Source organism: Neobacillus niacini (assembly GCF_023715785.1).
Classification (GTDB): Bacteria; Bacillota; Bacilli; order Bacillales; family Cytobacillaceae; genus Neobacillus; species Neobacillus niacini_E.
Genome location: NZ_JAMBOX010000007.1, coordinates 133,912 through 154,901, shown reverse-complemented (window position 1 = coordinate 154,901; position 20,990 = coordinate 133,912). Strand labels below are relative to the sequence as shown.

At 42.1% G+C, this 20,990-nt stretch carries 21 protein-coding genes and 1 pseudogene; 19 read left to right on the top strand and 3 right to left on the bottom strand.

Features of this window, described 5'->3' with window-relative positions:
- The first annotated feature begins 51 nt into the window (after positions 1-51).
- From M3234_RS14560 to M3234_RS14525, 8 genes are all read left to right on the top strand, one after another.
- Positions 52-1,221, top strand: coding sequence for a thiolase C-terminal domain-containing protein (locus M3234_RS14560; RefSeq protein ID WP_262305414.1), 1,170 nt, complete (start codon positions 52-54; stop codon positions 1,219-1,221).
- A gap of 2 nt (positions 1,222-1,223) precedes the next feature.
- Positions 1,224-1,637 (top strand): Zn-ribbon domain-containing OB-fold protein, encoded by a 414-nt coding sequence (locus M3234_RS14555; RefSeq protein ID WP_262305413.1) that lies wholly within the window; start codon positions 1,224-1,226, stop codon positions 1,635-1,637.
- A 133-nt stretch (positions 1,638-1,770) separates the two neighbouring features.
- Complete coding sequence (locus tag M3234_RS14550) at positions 1,771-2,118, top strand: Rieske (2Fe-2S) protein (protein WP_262305412.1); 348 nt, start codon at positions 1,771-1,773, stop codon at positions 2,116-2,118.
- A gap of 81 nt (positions 2,119-2,199) precedes the next feature.
- The gene (locus tag M3234_RS14545; RefSeq protein WP_262305411.1) at positions 2,200-3,342 is read left to right on the top strand and encodes an amidohydrolase family protein; all 1,143 of its coding nucleotides are present in this window, start codon (positions 2,200-2,202) and stop codon (positions 3,340-3,342) included.
- 78 nt (positions 3,343-3,420) lie between these two features.
- The gene (locus M3234_RS14540) at positions 3,421-4,551 is read left to right on the top strand and encodes a TRAP transporter substrate-binding protein (protein ID WP_262305410.1); all 1,131 of its coding nucleotides are present in this window, start codon (positions 3,421-3,423) and stop codon (positions 4,549-4,551) included.
- 99 nt (positions 4,552-4,650) lie between these two features.
- Positions 4,651-5,382, top strand: coding sequence for an SDR family NAD(P)-dependent oxidoreductase (locus M3234_RS14535; protein ID WP_262305409.1), 732 nt, complete (start codon positions 4,651-4,653; stop codon positions 5,380-5,382).
- 57 nt (positions 5,383-5,439) lie between these two features.
- Positions 5,440-7,029, top strand: a complete 1,590-nt coding sequence (locus tag M3234_RS14530) for an AMP-binding protein (protein WP_262305408.1) — start codon at positions 5,440-5,442, stop codon at positions 7,027-7,029.
- A 56-nt stretch (positions 7,030-7,085) separates the two neighbouring features.
- Positions 7,086-7,853 (top strand): SDR family NAD(P)-dependent oxidoreductase, encoded by a 768-nt coding sequence (locus tag M3234_RS14525; protein WP_262305407.1) that lies wholly within the window; start codon positions 7,086-7,088, stop codon positions 7,851-7,853.
- Positions 7,854-8,396: 543 nt separating this feature from the next.
- Here the strand turns inward: M3234_RS14525 and M3234_RS14520 are convergent.
- The gene (locus M3234_RS14520; protein ID WP_262305406.1) at positions 8,397-8,693 is read right to left on the bottom strand and encodes a DUF3243 domain-containing protein; all 297 of its coding nucleotides are present in this window, start codon (positions 8,691-8,693) and stop codon (positions 8,397-8,399) included.
- 196 nt (positions 8,694-8,889) lie between these two features.
- Here M3234_RS14520 and M3234_RS14515 point away from each other — a divergent pair, with 196 nt between their 5' ends.
- The 6 genes and pseudogenes from M3234_RS14515 (at position 8,890) to M3234_RS14490 (ending at position 14,165) form a co-directional block, all read left to right on the top strand.
- Complete coding sequence (locus tag M3234_RS14515) at positions 8,890-9,924, top strand: alpha/beta hydrolase (protein WP_262305405.1); 1,035 nt, start codon at positions 8,890-8,892, stop codon at positions 9,922-9,924.
- 246 nt (positions 9,925-10,170) lie between these two features.
- Positions 10,171-10,578 (top strand): annotated as a pseudogene (locus tag M3234_RS14510) (PspA/IM30 family protein); the annotation flags it as partial.
- 57 nt (positions 10,579-10,635) lie between these two features.
- Positions 10,636-11,661 carry a TFIIB-type zinc ribbon-containing protein gene (locus tag M3234_RS14505; protein WP_262305404.1) on the top strand — a complete coding sequence of 342 codons (1,026 nt, stop codon included), beginning with the start codon at positions 10,636-10,638 and terminating at the stop codon, positions 11,659-11,661.
- Positions 11,661-12,533, top strand: a complete 873-nt coding sequence (locus M3234_RS14500) for a TPM domain-containing protein (protein ID WP_262305403.1) — start codon at positions 11,661-11,663, stop codon at positions 12,531-12,533. Before M3234_RS14505 ends, M3234_RS14500 begins: the two co-directional genes overlap by 1 nt.
- Before the next feature lie 24 nt (positions 12,534-12,557).
- Positions 12,558-13,547, top strand: coding sequence for an SPFH domain-containing protein (locus M3234_RS14495; RefSeq protein ID WP_262305402.1), 990 nt, complete (start codon positions 12,558-12,560; stop codon positions 13,545-13,547).
- A gap of 159 nt (positions 13,548-13,706) precedes the next feature.
- Positions 13,707-14,165, top strand: coding sequence for a glycine zipper domain-containing protein (locus M3234_RS14490; RefSeq protein WP_262305401.1), 459 nt, complete (start codon positions 13,707-13,709; stop codon positions 14,163-14,165).
- Between the two features lie 135 nt (positions 14,166-14,300).
- Here M3234_RS14490 and M3234_RS14485 read toward each other — a convergent pair whose 3' ends face one another.
- Both M3234_RS14485 and M3234_RS14480 read right to left on the bottom strand, forming a co-directional pair.
- Entirely contained in the window at positions 14,301-14,948 is a 648-nt protein-coding gene (locus M3234_RS14485; RefSeq protein WP_262305497.1) for a DedA family protein, read from the bottom strand.
- A 211-nt stretch (positions 14,949-15,159) separates the two neighbouring features.
- A complete protein-coding gene (locus M3234_RS14480) occupies positions 15,160-15,813 on the bottom strand; it encodes a GntR family transcriptional regulator (RefSeq protein WP_262305400.1) in 654 nt (217 codons plus the stop codon).
- A gap of 130 nt (positions 15,814-15,943) precedes the next feature.
- Between M3234_RS14480 and M3234_RS14475 the strand changes: the two genes are divergently transcribed.
- From M3234_RS14475 to M3234_RS14455, 5 genes are read left to right on the top strand one after another with little or no spacing between them, the layout of a single operon-like run.
- A complete protein-coding gene (locus M3234_RS14475) occupies positions 15,944-17,620 on the top strand; it encodes a 2-oxoacid:acceptor oxidoreductase family protein (protein WP_262305399.1) in 1,677 nt (558 codons plus the stop codon).
- Positions 17,621-17,630: 10 nt separating this feature from the next.
- Positions 17,631-18,455 (top strand): thiamine pyrophosphate-dependent enzyme, encoded by an 825-nt coding sequence (locus M3234_RS14470; protein ID WP_262305398.1) that lies wholly within the window; start codon positions 17,631-17,633, stop codon positions 18,453-18,455.
- 39 nt (positions 18,456-18,494) lie between these two features.
- Positions 18,495-19,592, top strand: a complete 1,098-nt coding sequence (locus M3234_RS14465; protein WP_262305397.1) for a Glu/Leu/Phe/Val family dehydrogenase — start codon at positions 18,495-18,497, stop codon at positions 19,590-19,592.
- Positions 19,593-19,617: 25 nt separating this feature from the next.
- Positions 19,618-20,376, top strand: a complete 759-nt coding sequence (locus M3234_RS14460) for an SDR family NAD(P)-dependent oxidoreductase (protein WP_262305396.1) — start codon at positions 19,618-19,620, stop codon at positions 20,374-20,376.
- Positions 20,377-20,391: 15 nt separating this feature from the next.
- Positions 20,392-20,739, top strand: coding sequence for a cupin domain-containing protein (locus tag M3234_RS14455; protein ID WP_262305395.1), 348 nt, complete (start codon positions 20,392-20,394; stop codon positions 20,737-20,739).
- Positions 20,740-20,990 lie beyond the last annotated feature (251 nt).

Below are 20,990 nucleotides of genomic sequence, written 5' to 3'. Positions count from 1 at the left end.
ATGAAGGAGCCATTTCGGTAAATTAAGGAGATTCATTTAGGAGGGATATTGTTGTCAAAAAAACGTCCATCATTTCTAGGGAATACCGCGATAGCAGGAGTAGGCTATACGGAATTTTCAAGACAATCTGGCAAGTCTGTTCTTCAACTTGCATCAGATGCTTGTGTCAATGCAGTCATTGAATCAGGGTTGGAATTGAAAGATATAGACGGAGTGGTTAGCTTTAGTGTGCTAGGGGACTCCGTCTCCAGTGAGTCAGTGGCGACCGCACTTGCCTTGCCGAAACAGAATTATATACTCAATTTGAATACAGGAGGTCAAGCTCCTGCCTATGCTGTCATGCTTGCAGCCATGGCCATAGAAGCGGGGCTCGCTGAAAATATCCTGGTGTTTCGAGCTCTGAATGGCAGGAGCGGCAAACGAATTGGCGGTATGACGGTGGCTGGAGAAGCAGCTCAATTTCGCGACCCGATTGGATATATGGGACAGCCTTCATTTGCAGCGATGTGGGCACGCCGTTATATGATTGAGACGGGTGCAACCATCGAGGATATTGCTGCAGTACCCATTGCTCAGCGAAAGTTTGCACTGCTGAATGAACGTGCGATTATCCAAAAGCCGCTAACCTTTGAGAATTACTTGGATAGCCCGATGATTGCAGACCCCTTCCGCAAAGCTGATTGCACCACTGAGGTTGATGGTGCAGTTGCGGTGTTAGTAACGTCAGTAAAAAATGCCCGCCAATTAAATTATCCTCCTGTCATCATTGAAGGGGCTGCTTATGTTTGCGGACCAAGATCAGGTTTAGATATGAATGATAAATTACTTTGGGATGACATTACAACGAACTATACCAATCTATTAGCTCAGCCCTTATGGGAAAGTGCAGGAATCACCCCAAAAGAAGTAGACTTTGCCGAGTTTTATGATTGTTTTTCAAGTGCCGTATTATTTGCCTTGGAAGGTCTGGGCTTTACTGGACGAGGGGAAGCAGGGGCCTTTGTTCGGGCGGGAGAGACAGGACTTGGCGGAAGGCTGCCAGTGAATACGCATGGTGGACTCCTTTGTGAAGGATATATTCATGGGATGAATTCAGTAGCTGAGGCGGTTATGCAGTTACAGGGAAGAAGTGGATCCCGACAGGTGGCGAATGCGAATATCGGCGTTGTTACCAGCGGAAATCAAGCCGACGGTTCAGCACTCATTTTAAGGAGGGATTAAGGATGACTCAAAAACAGAGTACGGGAATTACTCCGGAAATAACCCCAGAAAGTGAATTTTGGTGGGAGAAAATCAGCAAACATGAGCTTCATGTTCAGGCATGTCATGATTGTGTAAAGAAATGGTTTCCACCTGTATACCGCTGTCCTTACTGCGCAAGTAAGAACTGGGAATGGGTTAAGACTTCTGGGCAGGGAAAGGTGTTCTCCTGGACTGTTGTCCATCGTGCATTTGACCCGGCCTTTGCTGAAGACTTGCCCTACACGGTCCTTACTGTCGAATTAGAGGAAGGGGCCAAAATATTAGGAAGATTAATTCCTAGCGATGATCGGTTCTCGCTAAAAGCGGATATGCCGGTTAAAGCAACGTTTTACAAGGTTGGGGATCAAACTTTGCTTGGCTTTGCAAAGATTTAATCGTTTGTGTCCTTTCATAGAGTACACGGGATTCATCCCCTACATTACCATGTAAGGGCTTTCGGGAAATGTAGATATTGACTGTCCTAGAAAGAGGTTTAAATACAACTATACAAGAGGTGTAAATTGAAATATGAAACAGTTGCTTTGTAGGGTAGATGACCTCCTATCAGGAGAAAAGAAAACATTTAAAATTAAGAACCGTGAAATTGTCTTGGTTAGAAACGGAAATGATTTTTATGCAGTAAGTGGTATTTGTCCACACCAGGCAGCGTCGATGGGAGAAGGAGCACTGAAAGGAACAACATTAACATCGGACGTAGGGGTTTATTGCTTTGGTAAGGAGAATCTGGTACTAACTTGTCCTTGGCATCATTATGAATTTGATGTTACAACTGGCAAATCACTCTTCGATTGTAACTATAAGCTGAAAAGCTACTCGGTTGAAGTGTCAGAAGAAAATGTATTAATTGACATTTAAGGGTACCGTCAAAATTATTGGTGAAATCGTGGTTTACCTATAATTTATTGAATTTTCAAATTTATGTGGAGGGGATATACTATGGCAATGACCCAGGAAGAATTAACTAAAAAGGGAAACTCGCTTAAAGTGATTGATTGTGATGTTCATGTACATGAAAATTCGTTTGATGAATTAATAGAATACATGGATAATCATTGGAAAAATTTCGCAAAATCTGCCACGCAGTTTAGACAAGTGATGAGTATTAGCTATGCGATTGTGGCCAATGGAGGAGTCCGAAAAGATTCATGGACCCCGGATGGTGGTTATCCTGGAACATCTCCTGATTTCTTGAGAAAACAATTGATGGAAGAACACGGTGTAAATATGGCGGTATTGTACCCGAACGATACCTTCTGTTTGAATAGCTTGCCGCAGGATCATTGGGCTTCCGCCATAGGGGCTGCTTTAAACGATTGGTTAATCGACCGCTGGTTATCAAAGGATCCCCGTTTCAAAGGAACAGTTTCCATTGCTGCTGCCGATCCGATTGCTGCAGCGCGTGAAATCGACCGTGTTGGCGGACACCCGCAAATGGTTCAAGTCGGATTGGCGATTCATTCCCCGCACCGTGGCTATGGCGATTCTTTCTATGATCCGATTTGGGAAGCGGCCGTCCGCAATAATTTGGTTTGTACCTTCCATGTTTCCTTGCCAGGGGGGCAAAACAAGTATCACGCCACAGGTGCACAAAAATACTACGGTGAATACCAAACGCTTAATTGCTTAACCTTTCAGGCGCAAATGGCCAGTATGGTTTTTGGCGGAGTGTTCGAGAAATTCCCAGAACTAAAGGTAGGTTTTGTGGAAGGTGGCTTTGGCTGGGTGCCAAACATGATGTACACAATGGATACTCACTGGAAAGCTTTACGTCTGGAAACCCCATGGGTGAAGCGTTATCCGAGTGAATATGTAAAAGAGCATTTCTGGTTTGGAACACAACCATTTATCGAGTCTCATGAGGATCCGCAAAACATCGTAAAACTAATTGAAATGATTGGAACGGATCGTTTGATCTTTTCTAGTGATTATCCACACTGGGAGTTTGACGCACCGAAGGCCGCCTTTAATAAAATTCCGGCTGACCTGCGGAGAAAAATCTTATTTGATAACCCAGCAACCTATTTGGGGCTTTCTGCAAAGGATTTGAAAATCATTGAGGATGCAGCTAGCAAACAGTAACCACATTATGGCAACGCAGGGATCTTTCAAAGATGATAATAATTTTAAGAATCTACCCTTTAGGGAGGAATAACGTAAATGAAGAAGCGGGCCAAAGGATCTTTGTTTAGTTTTGCCACTATTATTCTAGCACTCACGATGATTTTAACAGCATGTGGTGGAAATCAAACATCAAGTACTTCCAATGAAAAAGATAATGGGAAAGAAACCGGTGGAAAATCAACGGAGTTAATATTTGGAATAGCGGTTCCAGCTTCCCATGTTATTAATGTAAAAGGTATTGAACCTTGGGCTGAGAAAGTAAAGCAAGAAACGAATGGATCAGCAACTATTAATATTCAGGCAGGAGGAGTATTAGGGGGCACAAAAACGGTTATTCAGGATGTCAGCGGCGGCGTATACGACATAGGCTTAGCTGTTGGTAAATTTTTCCCGGATTCACCTCTCTTTAAATCAACTGTGCTCGATTTACCGTTCTTATTTTCCAAGTCAGATGATCATCTTTTAAAGGCGAAAATCGCAAAGAAGTTTATGGAGCAGTATCTAGAAGAAGATTTAAAGAAATTAGGAGTGAAAATCGTAGGGATTTATCTCTCTGACCCTGCCGTTCTTGCGAGCACAAAACCGATTCGTACAGCAGAAGACCTGAAAGGCAAGAAAACCCAATTCGACTTGCCGAGCTATGAGCCGTTATTTAAATCATGGGATGCTGTACCAGTCTCTATGGCTATTGAGGATATTTATTCTGGACTTGAAAAAGGGACTATGGACGTGGCCATATATGCATTTGGGGGCATGTACTCACAAAAGTTTTATGAACCTGCACCATATATTACAAACCTACCAGTGTCCAACTCAGTTCAAGCCGTTATCATGAATCAAGCTAAATGGGATAGTTTGTCTCCTGAGACCCAGAAAAAGTTTGACGATTCTCTAGATGCAAATTTAGAAGAAGCCCTTAATGTTGCTTATGCTGATGGGGCCAAAGAAAGCAAAGAAAAGATTAAAGCTGAATTAAAAGGAAAAGGAGAAATTATTGAACTTTCTCCTAAGGAGTTAGCGAAGTTTACTGCACCTGCCGAAGCCGTTTGGAAAGAATGGATAAAGGAAGCAGATAAAAAGGGATATGACGGGAAAAAGCTGGTCAATGGTGTCCTGAAGATTATGGAAGAAGAAGGGCTTGAGCCTCCATTTGAGTTTAAAAACTGATTTAGTTCTGTTATCCGATTTTAAAGCAATAAAAAGCTGTTTCGGCAAATTTATTTTGCCAAACAGCATTTTATTTTTGTTTCGAGGAGGGAAACGTTTATGGCCATTGAAGAAAAGAGTCTATACAAAGCTGCTATTGTTACTGGAGCTGCCAGGGGAATCGGCCGTGAAATTGCACTGACACTGGCTAAAAGAGGTATTGCCGTAGGTTTATGTGATATCTCACCCGATGTCCGGAAAACACTTGAAGAAATTCAGTCCTTGGGAGTCGCTTGTGCTGCAGAAGTAGTTGATATTTCTAATGAAAATGATGTGGAGCGCGCATACGAAAGTATTTCCAATACGCTTGTTCCCATTGATGTTCTCGTCAATAATGCCGGTATTGGCCGATTGAACGCTTTAGTAGATTACAGTGTTTCTGAATGGGATCAAACCTTTGCTGTCAATGTCCGAGGCCCATTTTTACTCAGCCAAAAGGTCCTCCCAAAAATGATGGAACAGAAAAACGGACTGATTGTTAACATCGCTTCGATATGGGGATTAAGGGGGGCTAGCGGCCGTGCCGCTTACGCCGCATCGAAGCACGCATTGGTTGGGATGAGCAAATGTTTGTCCGAAGAGTGTCATCCCTATCGGGTTCGTGTCATTACATTATGTCCGGGGAATGTATTGACAGATTTAGCAAGCGGAACTGATGCTGATACAACCGATTGGATGCATCCAAAGGACGTAGCGGATGTGGTGGGATATTTGTGTGAACCAGGCAGCCGGGCCATTGTAAGAAATACCATTGAGGTTAACGGATGGGGTAGACCACCTGAATTTAAGTAAATTCTATATTAACGGCCTTCGTAGAATAACTTTATTTGGACTAATAGGAGGTATTATATGTATAAAGGGATATGGACATTTGGTAAAGTAGTAGAATTTCGTACGAAAACCTCTCCTTTTAAACGATTTGTCCGCTTTGAACATACTGATGTTACTTATAATGAGTTTCATAAAAATGGAAACAAAGTTGCCAATTTTATTAAGTCACTGGGATTGTCGAAGGGACAAACCTGTGCTGTTATGTTACCAAATTGCCCAGAGTTTCTCTTTACATGGCTGGGGCTGTCACGGATTGGCGTCATTGAGGTTCCAATCAATACTTCATTTCGTGGTGACCTATTGACCTACATGCTTAATAAAGCTGAGTGTCAGGCCATCGTGATTTCAGCCGATTTGGTAGACCGAGTAGAAGCAGTTTTAGGAGAGTTAGAGAATTTGCGTCATATTATCGTCGTTGGCGGATTTTCTAAGTCTAGTGTAGATTCAGTCTCTGTTCATTCCTTTGAGGAATTAATTTCTCAATCTAGTGATTCGGAGATCGATGTAGAAATCAATCCAGATGATCCTTCTGTTATCCTGTTTACATCTGGAACCACCGGTCCGTCAAAGGGAGTTGTATTGACACACATCCATAACTTTAAACTTGCTGAAAATTGTTGTGAAATCATGGATTATGGACCGGAGGAACGTTTATTCACTGGATATCCGCTATTTCATGGGAATGCCCGTTTTACGACGGTTTTGGCAGCTTTGCTGGCTGACAGTGATGTCGTCCTCCATGAGAAATTCTCCACTTCGAAATTCTGGGATATTTGCCGAGCTGAGAAAATAACCTCGTTTAACGCTCTTGGTTCGCTTTTCACGTTACTTATGAAGCTGCCAGAGAGGTCGGATGATGCAGATCATTTGGTTCGAAAAGCTTATGGTGGACCCACTCCTCCAGAACTTTATGATGCTTTCCGGGAAAGGTTCAATGTAAAAGTGACTGAAATTTATGGGTTAACAGAAGTGGGTACTGTGACGAACAATCTGGCAGATTCCTTCAGGAAAGGCTCTTGTGGCCGTACAGTTTCTTTCTATGAAATAGAGATTCACGATGAGGATGACCGCCCTTGTCCACCGGGTATAGCGGGTGAGATTGTCCTTCGTCCAAAGGAACCGGGAGTTATGTTTACGGGTTATTACAAGATGGAAAAAGAAACAGTGGAAGCATGGAAAAATCTCTGGTTCCATTCCGGGGACCGGGGAATGAAGGATGAGGATGGCTATATTTACTTTATTGACCGGAAAAAAGATGCCATTCGAAGAAGAGGGGAGAACATTTCCTCCTATGAGGTAGAGCGAGTCATCAATTCTCATCCTAGTGTATATGATTCTGCTGCGGTTGGGGTTCCTGCTGAAAATAATGGCGATGAAGAGGTACTTGCCGTAATTATGGTCAAAGATGGTGCAAAACTAGAACCGGAAGAGCTGCTTGAATTCTGTACACCTAGAATGGCCCATTTTGCTATTCCACGTTATATAAGGCTTGTAAAAGAGTTACCTAGAAATACGTCCCAAAGGGTAGAAAAATATAAACTTCGTCAGGAAGGTATTACTTTGGATACTTGGGACCGTGAGCGCGCCGGCTATGAAGTTCAAAGTTAAAAACCATTTTCATAGAAACGGATGGGTTTAGACAGTATTTTCAGGAGGTATGACGTTTGGGCAAATTAAAAGGTAAAGTGGCTGTTGTAACTGGAGCAGGTTCCGGTATAGGACGTGCGAGTGCAAAATTACTTGCAAAAGAAGGGGCTAAAGTTGTTTTAGCCGAGTTTAATGAAGCAACGATGTATGAAGTAATGGATGAAATTAATTCTGACGGTGGAATTGCTGTAGCAATTAAAACAGATGTATCCAAAGAAGCAGATTGTGAGGCCATGGTTAAGAAAGCGTTGGATGAATATGGCAAGCTGGATATTTTGGCAAATGTAGCAGGTATTACCGATAAGATGACATCTATCGAAAATTACTCCAATGAATTACTTGAACAAGTCATGGCCGTTAACGTGATGGGGCCATTCTTTGCTTCACGTGCGGCAGTTAGAGTATTCAAAGAGCAAGAAACAGGCGGGACGATTGTGAATATCGCTTCTGTTGCAGGTACTTTTGGAGCCCGTGGCGGTACAGGGTATACCATGGCAAAACATGCAGTTATTGGTCTCACTAAAAACATAGCGGCGTTTTATGGAAGGAATAACGGAAAAATTCGGGCAAATGCAATCGCCCCAGGGTCTATCTTAACCAATATTACTCCAAAGGATACTTCGAGCTTAGATGAGATAGGCATGGCGGCGTTCACGGACCTCGGTCCATTTAATAGAGGAGTTCCAGAAGATATAGCTGCTGCAGTGTTATTTCTCGCTTCTGACGATTCAAAATTTGTAAATGGTGAAGTTTTAACAGTGGATAGTGCTTGGACGGTTCGGTGACCATCTTATTTGTAGAGAGGGGATACAAAATATCCCCTTACATTTTTAGCATTCTACATGACAGGCTGAAATAAGCATTTGAATGTTCATCAAATGCTATTTTTTTGCGAATTCATATTGACCCCTGCTATTTACCAATAGAATCTTCCGTTTACAGTTAGGTTAGGGTTTTTCGTAGGGTGAGCATCAATCAGGTATGTCCCTATGTCATCACCTAGTGGTTTTGAAAAGCTTGATCCATCCATTACAAAGTCTTCACCATATTTTTCCTCGAGGCTTTTCTCAACTGCTATCTCAGCCTTAGAGCTAATGAGTGGGAAATAAATATAGTCAAACAAAATTAGGCCAATCATAGATAAAAAGAAAACCGGAATATTTAGTAAAAAGATGAGTATTTGCGCCGAAGAAAGATATAGTTATGTTGCTAAACTAATATGTGGCGTGATACATCCGGGGATCCCATTTGATCCTATTTAACAAACCAAACTAACCCATGCTTTAGGCAGGGGTTAGTTTCTTGTAATAGTTAAATCTAGTATTCCATCAGTTCTGCACTAACCGTACAAGCATGTGTGCCAGCTTGTGCTGTTCTTCCTCCGTACCCACGTTCCAAAGCTCCTGTAATAAGCGTTCCTCGGAATTCTTAGGCGGAACTTTATCTGCTAGGTACTCTGCTACTTTTTGAGCCGAATTCGCTAATTGCTCTTCGTCTATGCCTAGCTTTTTACCTAAATTAATTTTGCCTCTCAAATATTCCCTAAAATCATCAAAATTTGTTAAAGAATCTCCGTTTTTGTACATATGAGTTTCTATTTCTTGCTCATTTAACTGCTTGTCCATAAAAGTCACTCCTTTTTAGGTTGTACACTATGCATTCCCTCTGCTGGACAAAACAAAACCTATTTTACTAAGATACGACCATTTGATCGAGCTTCCTGAAAAGGATATTTCAATGATAGAAGTTCTACGCAATTGAAGGAAAAAAGTCCTATGAGGAGAATATATATAATAGAAAATATAGAAACGAGTGAATAAAATGATGAAGCTGTTTACAAGAAAACCCGATTTTAAAGTTTCTGAAAAAGGCATTAGCTCTATCGAGTCCGTCATGATTGATGGAGTGAGACAGTACCTCCTCATCCAGGCGGAAGATCCTTCGAAACCAATCCTGTTGATGATCCATGGCGGACCGAGTATGCCGGTTCCTGGGTTGTCAAACCGGGGGAAAGACTATGCCATGGTTACAGGCACGAAGGAGTTGGTCAAACATTTTACTCTTGTCTTTTGGGACCAGCGCGGAACAGGTAAATCCTATACAAAACAGACTCCGAAGGAATCGATGCGGCTTAAACAATATATCAGCGATGCCAATAGCATTACGGAATACCTGTTAAAACGTTTCAACCAGCCAAAATTGCATTTGGCAGGCCATTCCTGGGGATCCGTGATTGCACTCTCGCTTGCGAACCAGCATCCTGAAAAATTCCACTCCTATACGGCCTTTTCACAAATTACAAGTTGGGTCGAGAACGATAAACTTTGCTATCAATGGCTGCTGAAACGGGCGAAGGAAACCGAAAATCAAAAGGCGCTGAAGGAATTAACCGAGGTGGGAGAGCCGCCGTATCTTACAGGCTACAAACAATGGTCTTTGATGCGGAAATGGCTGCTCAAGTATAATTCCATGTTCTATAATGCCGGTGATAAAGGTTCGACAACTTTTGCAAAATGCACCGCCATCATGTTGACCTCTCCCGATTACTCATTGATGGATGTCTACCATTCACTTATTTCGGGCTTCAAGCTTGCTTACACTGACGAAATGATTGCTGACTTAAACCATTTTAATTTTTTCAGAGATGTTCCGAAGTTGGACATTCCCATTACCTTCATTCATGGCGAAAAAGAAACCCATGTCTTCGGGGAACTAGTTCAAAAATATTACGAGCAGCTGGAAGCACCGCAGAAAAAATTATTTTGGTCGAAAAAATCTTCGCATGCTTTTCACGTTGATGATGCCAAAGAAAACGAACAAATCTTAATTAACGAACTAGCTAAGCTGACAAATTAAGCTCCCTTTTATGAGTGAAAAGAGTACGGTGTGGTATTTTTTCAATAAAGAGGCGGAATACATCCAGTAACATTTTCAACCCAAGGAAGTTGGGGAGTTGCGTCTTTAAGAGAAAAAGAACTGTTGACCAAGGGATATGCTTCCTTGGTTATTTCATTTTGGTGTGATTGCGTGAGTAAAATGTGAAACTTTTTGAAGATAAAACAGTATATTGTATATGATGTTTTTTGGAAGGTGGGGGCAGGGATGAGTATTTTGACAAGATTTAAAGATATTATGGCCAGTAACATCCATGCGTTGTTGGATAAGGCGGAAGACCCAGAGAAAATGATTGATCAGTATTTGCGGAATTTGAACAAGGATTTAGGAAAAGTAAAAGCAGAAACGGCATCGGTATTGGCGGAAGAGCAGCGAGCAAAACGGCAGGTGGATGAGTGCCAGGATGAGATGGATAAAATGGAGCGCTACGCATCCAAGGCACTGGAGGCAGGCAATGAGGGCGACGCAAGGAAATTCCTAGAGAAAAAAGAGTTGCTGACAGCCAAATTGTCGGAACTTCAACATGCACACCTGTTGTCATCTCAAAACGCCCAGCAAATAATGCAAATGCATGATAAACTGATGAAAGAAATTGAAGAGTGGGAGCGCGCAAGAAGATCCTGAAAGCAACATGACAGATTCTTATTTGTTCTTATAGAGGGGTGAGGGGACATGATCCTTCATTATAAATGCCCCGGCTGCGGGAGTGATATGAGCTTTGATGCGGAGTCAGGAGCGTTATCCTGTCAAAGCTGCGGCCGGCACGAAAATATTGAAAATTATCCGGAAGAATTGAAGTCACTGCGATTTTCCGAGGATGAGGCAAATGAGTACCATTGCGAGAATTGCGGCGCCGTCCTTATAACTGATACGGAAACGGCGGCTACCCATTGCAGTTTCTGCGGTGCGGGTGTTGTGATTGCCGACCGATTATCAGGTAATTTGGCACCGTCAAAGGTCATTCCTTTTATGATTAGCAAGGAACAGGCCACAACGGCGTTTCAAAAGTGGTGCAGAAAGGGGTTGCTTACCCCGAAAGGCTTCATGAATGGTGATCGAATCAAAAGTATGACAGGATTGTACGTCCCTTTTTGGCTGTATGACCTAAATAGTAAGGTGCAAGTAAATGCGACTGGTACAAAAGTCAGGACTTACACGCAGGGTGATTATATTTATACGGAAACAAAATATTATGATGTTTTTCGCGATATTAACCTTGATTATGTCAAGATTCCTGTTGATGCATCGGAAAAAATGAATGATGGACTAATGGATAAATTGGAGCCGTACCCGTATGACCAATTAAAGGATTTTAAAACCCCATATTTGGCTGGCTATCTTGCCGAGAAATACAATTATTCACACGAAGAGCTGCTCCCACGGGCAAAAGACAAAATCAGCGATTATATCGAATCCTATATCCAGTCGACATTAACAGGCTATCATTCTATCAGGATAAGAGATAAGCAGATTGATACAAAAAACCAAAAAAGTGATTATGTTCTTTTGCCTGTATGGCTGGTCAGTTATGATTATAACCATTCAAATTATATATTTGCGATGAATGGGCAAACGGGAAAAGTTGTCGGCAAACCGCCGATTAGCAAGGGTAAAGTGGCTTCGTGGTTTAGCGGTATTGCGGTGGGGACCTTCTTTGCGTTGAAATGCGTCTCCTATTTTATGGGAGGTGGCTTCTGATGAGTGTGAGTCATTTTCGAAAACAAAGCCTGCTGTTCTTATTAACGGTTCTTCTGTTGTCGCTGCCATTTGGGTTCCCTCAGACGGCGAAAGCGCAAGAATTTGATCGGATGCATTATATTTATGATGATGCTCATTTGTTGACAAGTGAGGAAGCGGTGGAGCTGCAAACTTTGGCGGCGGATTTGGGAGGACAAAGGGAAACATCTTTTATCATCCTTACTTTGAATGGGACGGATGGGAAGGACATTGTCCAGTATGTGGAGGATTACTATGATGATAATGCTCCCGGCTATGACCAACCCCATGGAAATACTGCGATACTAGCGATTGATATGCAGGAGCGGGATATCTACTTGGCGGGGTTTAAAAAAGCCGAGCAGTATTTGAATGATGGAAGGCTTGATGTGATCCGCGAGGAAATTACACCTGCTTTATCAGATGGGCAATATTTTCAAGCATTTTCGCAGTTTTTAAATATCTCATATGAATACATGGGCCAAGAGCCAACTAGTGACTCCGGTGGATACACAGACTATGGGTCCAGCGGTGGTTATGTTGGGCAAAATAGCTATGAGACGGGCTCCGATGCGGAAAACATCTTTTTTCAATGGTGGTTTCAATTAATTTCCTCCCTTGTTGTGGCAGGTTTCGTGGTTACCATCATGGCCAATCGCTCCGGCGGCAGAGTCACGGTCAATGGCCAGACCTATATGGATCGTAATAAATCGAGAGTACTTAGCAAGTACGATAACTTTACCCATCAAACCGTGACACGGCAAAGAAAACCGCAAAATAATTCTAGCAGCGGCGGGGGTGGCGGTATCACTGGCGGCGGCCACTCGCATAGTGGCAGCAGAGGCAAGTTTTAAATAGTGGAAGGGAGTAGAGGATTGATGTCATTTTTTAAAAATCAATTTGCAAACGTAGTAGAATGGCAGGAATTTCGCGATGATATGATTTTCTATAAATGGAGCAACCGTGAAATCAAAAAGGGGAGCCGTTTGATCATTCGCCCCGGCCAGGATGCCATCTTTTTCAACAATGGGAGAATCGAAGGGGTGTTCCAAGACGAAGGCGAGTATGATATCGAATCGCAAATCATTCCCTTTTTATCGACGTTAAAAGGGTTCAAATTCGGCTTCAATAGCGGCATGCGGGTGGAAGTGCTGTTTGTAAACACGAAGGAATTTGTTGTGAAGTGGGGTACGCAAAACGCGATTAATATTCCGGCGCCAGGGCTACCGGGCGGGATGCCAATCCGAGCAAATGGAACGTTTCATTTTAAAGTGTCGGATTATATCGCGTTAATTGATCAAATTGCCGGCGTCCGCGAGCAATACTTGGTGGAGGATGTCAAAATCCGGATTACCGCTGTCCTTGACCAGCTGTTGATGAAGTGGATTACGAAAGAAGGAAAGGATATGTTCAATCTTCAAGCCAATTCCTTCGATATCTCCAGAGGGATTCAGGAAGATTTAGATATGCAAATGTTAAAAAGCGGCATCTCGGTGACCGGATTTAATGTGATGAGCTTCAGCTATCCAAAAGAGATTCAAGACCGAATTACCAAAAATGCTTCGCATGGCATGGTCAGCGATCTAGGCCGTTACCAGCAAATCGAGTTAACTGATGGCATGTCCTCGGGAAAAATGAGCGGCGGCGGGGCGGCATCGGATATGGCCGGGATGATGATGGGAATGAATATTGCGGGTAAAATGTTGAACCAAATGAACCAGCAGCCTCAGAACCAACCATTACCTCCATCGTCGTCGGCAGCACCAGCGTCGACAGAAGGGCAAAAGCGGCCGAACTTCTGCCCCAATTGTGGTACAAAAAACGAAGGGGCCAACTTCTGTCCAAACTGCGGACAAAAACTGGTTTAGTCAACCATTGAAGTCCAAAGGGTCAGCTCCCCAACTCACCAAATCTTTAGCGCGATGGGGGTCTGATCCTAAATTTACGTCCATTAGGAAACTTAGTGCATTACAAATACGTATGAAGGGTAAGGATGTTTATCAAATTTGACAAGGGGTGTCTGATCGATGAATAAAGAACAATATGATGTGTTAAAGGATAGGCTTAATCATTTGAAAGGAACCCCCACAGATTCAGCTGTTCTTAATTTCGATAAGCTAGGTCGGATCACCGATAAATTATACTCATTTTCACCGAATTGCGAAGAGTGTAGGCTCTATTTAAAAGAAGTAGATTCTCATTTGCGCTACTTGAATGAACACATGAATGAATGGAGCAAAGAGGATATTGAAAAAAGCAAAAACATAGAATCGGAGTCATTTCGCCACTTACAAAAAGTTCATAAAATAATCACCAATGGGACTTACTTAGCTACGTTCATGTCGATTGGCATGAGCCTTGGGATTGCGTTTGGAATCGCAATCTTCGACAATATCGCTCTGGGTCTGCCTATGGGTTTAAGTATTGGCCTTGCAATTGGAGCTGGTCTAGATGCGGATGCAAAGAAAAAAGGGTTAACGTTGTAGACATCGGGGAGGGTTAAAATCAAGAAAACTTTGGGGCAGCTGTGATCCATATCTTCCGCTTTCATAATGACCTACGCTATTTTTTAAAACTGCTTATATTAAGAAAACCAATTCCTGTGAACAGGGAAGGGTCCCCTAAAGGTTTTTTGCGGTGATTTTATTTTTAATAATTGTAAAAACAACAGGCAGCAGCGAAACGACTACGATACCTAGAACCACAATGCTAAAGTTATCTTTTACAACTGGTATATTCCCAAAGAAATAGCCAGCAAAAAGGGCAATACTAACCCAAAGGATCCCGCCAATGGCATTGAAAGATAAAAATTTTCTGTAAGGCATCGAACCTACTCCGGCCACAAACGGCGCAAAAGTCCTGATAATCGGAACGAACCTAGCAAGAATAATGGTAGCAGACCCGTGCTTTTTAAAGAATTCAGTTGTCCGGTCCAAGTATTCCTTCTTTATAAAACGAATTTTCTCCCGAGCAGCTACCTTGTCCCTTAAATAATGTCCAATGGCGTAATTCACTGTATCACCTGCAATAGCTGCAAGGCAAAAGATAAGGTAAATAGGCAGTAACTTGATTGAACCAGCTGCTGCTAAAGCCCCGGTCGCAAATAGGAGGGAGTCCCCTGGTAAAAATGGCATAATGACAAGACCTGTTTCACAAAATACAATGATAAACAGGATCAGATAAATAAACGGTCCATACTCATTCATATAAAGACTCAAATGCTGATCAAGATGCAAAAATATATCCAACAAACTGCTCACAATAAAAATCCCCTAACATTAATTTTCATGTTCCTAATTCTAATTTAGACCTTTCGGATAAATTTTATATTAATTAAATATGAATATTTGATTAATTTTTTCGAAGTTATAGGGCAAAGGGTCAGACCCCCAACTCGCTTAATCTTTAACGCGATGGGGGACTGACCCTTTTTTTAGAACCATGTCCACGGAAGTGAGGTGGATTCTTTTTTTCTCATTATTACTTAAAATCTTTTAACGTCATTTGTTTAATTCCCTCGATGTGTTTTTCCATCAGATTTTGTGCCAATAAGATGTCGGAGTTTAATAGTGCTTGTAAGATTTCTTTATGTTCCTCATTGGCCTTTCGTGGCCTTTCCTGGGAATGGGCAATGATGACGCCAATCCAATGCATTTGTGCCTCGATGGATTCCATTATTTTAATTAACCGGCTGTTCTGGGAATAGATGATTAATGTTTTGTGCAAATTTCGGTCAGATTGAAAAAAGGAGTGGAAGTTCCCTGCATTAATGTCCTTATCCACATCTAAGGCATTTTGATAAAGTTGTTCTATAGTTTGTTTTGGGAGGTTCGTCATAGCAAGTTGAATCGCTAGCCTTTCTAATGCTTTCCTCACTTCATAAATTTCTTCAATATCCTTTACTTTAGGTACACTAACAAATGTACCGGATCTGCTCTTCACCTCGATTAACCCATCCTGCTGAAGTAATTGTAATGCGTCCCGCACAGGTGTTTTGCTAACGCCTAACTCATTAGCAATTTCATTATAGTCAATTCTTGTTCCAGGTTTTAATTCAGTACTGACAATTTTATCTCTGAGGTAATAATAAATTTTTTCATTTAAATTGCGGTTATCAAAGGCAACGTTGCTCATTTTACTTCCTCCTAAAATTATTATTTATATTCAGAAATGATTGACAATTACGAATATTGATATTATTATCTAATATATCAGATATTTTATATCAGAGCCAGTAATAAATGTTACAGAAGGAGGGAATTTTTTGAAAAGCATTGCACTCTTTGGATTAACAGGGCAAGGGATTGAAACAGCCGGGGAAATCTTATCAAAGCTGATTGAATCACTTGGTTACACACATCGGAATTGGCGAGATTTTTCAACGATTATTCGGGGAGGAAATACTTCATTCGAAATTTACATTTCTGACCAGTATGAATCCGATTCGCCGCCAAGGCTCGAAACAATTGATATGGCTGTTGTTTGGACAGATGAAGGTGTCAATCGGTATTTACCAAGGTTAAAAGATCACTCCATGATCTTTGGACCTGAAAATGTGAAGGATATCCCAGTTGCTCATCAAGGGAAACCACCAAAGCTTGGCTTTAATGTTTGGGCATTAGGAATTATTACTGGATACCTCGGTATATCATTTGAAAAGGTAAAGGTTGAGATAGAACATAAATTTAAAAAAGGGAAAAATACTGAGTTATTCGAAGCTGGCTATCAATTAGGCTTAACCGTTGCATGTGAAAACCCGCTACAGGATTTATCCGTCGAGAATGCAACCATCTCGGGTAACGATGCTTTATGTCTAGGTGCAATTGCAGGAGATGTTCGCTATTACTATGGGTATCCGATCACTCCAGCTTCCGAAATACTGGAAAACTTCTCTAAGTGGCTGCCGCCATTAGGAGGTGCAGTATTCCAAGTGGAAGATGAAATAGCGGCGATCCATGCCGCATTAGGTTGCAGTTACGCAGGTAAACGAACCTTTGTTGCCACTAGTGGACCTGGATTGGCCCTAATGACTGAGGGACTGGGCTATGCAGCAGCAACAGAAATTCCTCTCGTTTTGGTAGATAATCAGCGTGGCGGTCCATCAACAGGGATGCCTACAAAAACAGAGCAAAGTGATTTGTTCCATCTAATGAATGCAGGACACGGGGAATTTGCCCGGATCCTTCTAACCCCAACCAGTGTTTTAGATTGTATTGTCACCATACAAGAAGCACTAAACCTCTCAGAGTATTATCAATGCCCCGTCATCATCGCTTTAGATTTAGATCTAGCACTCAGAAGAATATCCATTCCATGGGCAAAAATTGAAAACGCTATCAGATCCATTGAAATTGATCGTGGACCCACTATCTTAAATGAAACCATGACAGGAACCTATAAAAGGTACGAATCAGTTGGAGGCCTGCCGCCACAGCGAACCGTTCCGGGTGTAAAAGGCGGAGCCTACGTCGCCAGTGGGGATGAACATGATGAAAGGGGATTTATGGAGCCTGACTTTAAACAGGTTCGTGGTTCTCTGCATATCAGGAGGCTGAATAAGGCTAATTCAATCCATTATAAACGGCCTTTTTCCAGAGTTGGTAATCAGGAAGCTCCAATTACCATAATTGGTACAGGCGCAATGGGAGAACTAATAGAAAACTTTGTGATGGAGAACGGTGCCATTTACCAAGGATTGCTTGTTCGACAACTTGCCCCATTGCCAAAGCAAGAATTACAGGAAGCTTTAAAGCATTCAAAAAGAGTCGTTGTGGCAGAATATAATGCCAAAGCTCAGATTCGAACCATCCTCGAAGCTGCCTTAACGGATAAAGAGGTCCATTCCTTATTAAGGTTTGATGGTGAACATTTTACAGACCAAGAGTTTGAGCAAGAAATTGCTGCTATATTAGACGGATTTACTAGTAACCTAACAAATTAGGGGGGATAAAATGGTGGAAACTGTTAAGGCAAAGGACTTTTCCAATGGGAACTCCCCAACTTGGTGTCCAGGATGCGGAGACTATGGCGTGTTAAGCGCGATCCAAAGGGGATTGGCAAAATTAAATGTTCAACCAGAAAATGCTGTCCTTGTGTCAGGAATAGGCTGCAGCGGAAAAATTGGACATTATTTTGGCGGATATTCGATTCATACTACACATGGCAGAACCCTGCCAACCGCTTTAGGAATCAAATCATCAAGACCAGAATTGACCGTTATTGCCGCAGGCGGTGATGGGGATGGATATGGAATCGGAGTTGGTCATCTTGTCCATGCGGCAAGACGAAATCTGCCAGTTACCTATATCGTCATGGATAATTCTGTTTATGGAAATACAAAAGGGCAGACATCACCAACTAGTCCATTAGGATATGAATCATCCACTTCACCTACGGGAAATCTTGATCAGCCCATTAATCCTTTACTGTTAGCCTGGTCTTCCGGTGCCAGCTTTATCGGCCAAGGCTTTTCTGGAGATATTAAACATTTGGAAGAGTTGGTTATAAGAGGTATCCAGCATGACGGGTTTTCGTTAATAAATGTCTTTAGTCCATGTGTCGTTTTCAATAAAGCACAAGGGTATGATTTTTATAAACAGAATATCACCTATCAGGAACAGCCCGCAGCGTCAGCCCCGGAACTAGTATCGTTACTTTCTGAAAACCCTTTCAATGTCGGCGTGCTTTGGGAAAAGAAAACGAGCGGTTCTCGATATAAAGGGAAACAAGTTGTAGAAAGCGATGTCATATCCTACTTAAAATCAAATATCATTTAAATCTAAAATACTTAAAAGCTATAAACGGGAGTGAAGATAATGGAAGGCAAAATCTATGAATACTTAGAAAAGTACAATTATGAAAATCTCTTCTTTTTTAATGATAATGAAACGGGTTTGAAGGGTGTCGTCTGCATCCACGATACCACTTTGGGGCCAGCCACAGGCGGTTTAAGGATGTGGACCTATCAAAATGAATGGGATGCCATTGAGGATGCCCTTCGCCTTGGTAGAGGTATGACCTACAAATATGCTGCGGCCGGCGTGGACCTTGGGGGCGGAAAAGCTGTTATTATTGGTGATCCTAAGAAGCAAAAAAGCGAAGCCTTGTTTAGAGCCTTTGGGCGGTTTATTAATCGGTTAAATGGACTCTATATCACCGGTCAAGATGTGGGAACTACTTTACGCGATATGGAAACCATCCGGCTGGAAACGCCTTATGTTGTCACACTTCCGAGAGAGTTTGGCGGAGCGGGGGAAATTTCACCAAGTACAGCACTAGGTGTCTATCAAGCTATCAGGGCATGTGCGAAGGAGAAGTTAGGCACTGACAGTCTTGAAGGTGTAAGGGTTGCTGTTCAGGGGGTCGGGAGTGTAGGCTACAATCTTGTCAAGTACTTGGCCAAAGATGGGGCCATCCTTACCATTGCTGATATTGATGAAAAAAGGGTCAAAGAAGTAGCTGAAGAATTCGGCGCAAATATTGAAACACCTGATAGAATACATGCTCTGGATGTTGATATTTTTTCTCCATGTGCACTTGGGAAGGTTGTCAATGACCGGACAATAGAAGAATTTAAATGTTCGATAATCGCAGGTTCTGCTAATAACCAGCTTACCGAAGAAAAACATGGTGATTTCCTGCAGGAGCTAGGGATTCTTTATGCCCCTGATTATATTGCAAATGCTGGAGGGACTATTTTCGATACCGATCGCATTAAGCCCGGCGGTTTTAATGAGCAAAGAGGAATCAATTCCGTCAAACGCATCTATGAAACGATGACAAATTTAATTCATATCTCAAAAACCGAAAATATTCCAACTTATAAAGCGGCTGACATATTGGCAGAGCGAAGAATTGAGAGTGTAGGTAAGGCAAAACAGTTACGCAAACAGGTGTCCATTTTTAATTCATAAATTGATAGATTAGGAGTGATTAAAATTGCGTTTAAAAGATAAGGTGTGTATTGTAACAGGTTCCAGCATGGGAATTGGTGAGGCAATTTCTCAACGCTTTGCCGAGGAGGGCGCGAAGGTTGTTGTAAACTCCAGAAGTCAAGAACGGGCAGACAAGGTGGCGGCACCCCTAAAGGAAAAAGGGTATGATGTCATCGCCATTGGGGCAGATATGTCCAATAAGCAGTCTGTCGTGGAATTAATGAAGAAAACCGTGGAAGCGTTTGGAAAGATCGATGTTTTGGTCAACAATGCAGGTGTTAATCGGATTGGACCCTCTATTGAATTAAGTGAAGAAGACTGGCGGACTGTTCTAGACACAAATCTTACCGGTACCTTTTTTGGTGCACAAGAAGCGGCTAAGTATATGCAAGATGGTGGTGGTTCGATTATCAATATTACATCAGTTTACGGCCAGGTCTGTGTTCCGATGAGGGCTGCCTACAGTTCAACCAAATTCGCTCTAAACGGGTTGACGAAAGTGTTGGCGGTGGAATGGGCGGAAAAGAATATTCGCGTGAATGGGGTTGCTCCGGCTTATATTAAAACACCTCTGGATGAAACAGATCAGGAAGCAGGCGGATATGATGATGGAGATGTCATTAGGAGAACGCCATTAAAACGGTTCGGTACGACAAAAGAGGTGGCGGATGTTGTCTTATTTCTGGCATCCGATGAATCAAGTTATGTGACAGGGTCCATTTATAATGTGGATGGCGGCTGGGTCGCTTATGGCGGATGGTAATAAAGGAGGAGCTTCATGGGTGTAAAATTATTAGAAGAGACCGGATATCTCTTTGAACCGTTAGATGGAACAATCGGGACTGGTGAAGCAAAAATCGCCCGTTTTGTTACTGACGAACTATCCGCTACTCTTGGCGGAGGAATGGTCAAAATGGAAAACTGCAAATTTCCTTGGACGGTTCGATATGATGAGATCTTGTATGTAACGGAAGGTGAAATCATCATCGAATCAAATGGTGAAAGAATGGTTGGAAAAGAAGGGGATTCCTTTTTTATCGAGAAAGGGACTCCAATCATATATGAAGCCCTTTCTCGCGGTACCTTCCTATTTTCCTTATATCCAGCTAACTGGAAGAAACATTAGTTAATCGAGATGGAGCATCTAAACTCTTGTTTAAGGACTAGATGCTTCATCTTTAAAAATGCCCCAACATTTGAAAAACTTCTAGATTTTACTCATTTCTTTAGCAGGGAACTTCAAAATTCTACAGTCCATTAAAAATGTAAAACTACCAACGTGATTTTCCAAAATCCTTTCCTTGTTTTTAATAAATAGGTCGATGTAACTTCCTAAAGGCAAAACATGAAAACTGATAAAAGAACGTCTTGAGTATT